Source organism: Pseudomonas sp. v388 (assembly GCF_003935425.1).
Lineage (GTDB): Bacteria > Pseudomonadota > Gammaproteobacteria > Pseudomonadales > Pseudomonadaceae > Aquipseudomonas.
The window spans coordinates 1-849 of the sequence record NZ_RHQN01000023.1 but is presented as its reverse complement, the minus strand read 5'-3'; the positions used below and the strand labels follow the sequence as shown (position 1 = coordinate 849).

Here is an 849-nt window from a genome sequence, read left to right as displayed (position 1 = left end):
GGACGCCAGTCTGCGTGGAGCCAACCTTGAAATACCACCCTGGCAACTTTGAGGTTCTAACTCAGGTCCGTTATCCGGATCGAGGACAGTGTATGGTGGGTAGTTTGACTGGGGCGGTCTCCTCCTAAAGAGTAACGGAGGAGTACGAAGGTGCGCTCAGACCGGTCGGAAATCGGTCGTAGAGTATAAAGGCAAAAGCGCGCTTGACTGCGAGACAGACACGTCGAGCAGGTACGAAAGTAGGTCTTAGTGATCCGGTGGTTCTGTATGGAAGGGCCATCGCTCAACGGATAAAAGGTACTCCGGGGATAACAGGCTGATACCGCCCAAGAGTTCATATCGACGGCGGTGTTTGGCACCTCGATGTCGGCTCATCACATCCTGGGGCTGAAGCCGGTCCCAAGGGTATGGCTGTTCGCCATTTAAAGTGGTACGCGAGCTGGGTTTAGAACGTCGTGAGACAGTTCGGTCCCTATCTGCCGTGGACGTTTGAGATTTGAGAGGGGCTGCTCCTAGTACGAGAGGACCGGAGTGGACGAACCTCTGGTGTTCCGGTTGTCACGCCAGTGGCATTGCCGGGTAGCTATGTTCGGAAAAGATAACCGCTGAAAGCATCTAAGCGGGAAACTTGCCTCAAGATGAGATCTCACTGGAACCTTGAGTTCCCTGAAGGGCCGTCGAAGACTACGACGTTGATAGGTTGGGTGTGTAAGCGCTGTGAGGCGTTGAGCTAACCAATACTAATTGCCCGTGAGGCTTGACCATATAACACCCAAGCAATCTGCGACCCGAACGGGATCAGATTGCGGTGACTGTGAAGACGACACGCACCGAAAATTTGCGACTCAC

General features: G+C 53.8%; 1 rRNA gene. It reads left to right on the top strand.

Annotation, left to right across the window (positions count from 1 at the left end):
• Positions 1 to 765 (top strand): 23S ribosomal RNA (locus EGJ27_RS24695); the annotation flags it as partial.
• Positions 766 to 849: the final 84 nt, after the last annotated feature.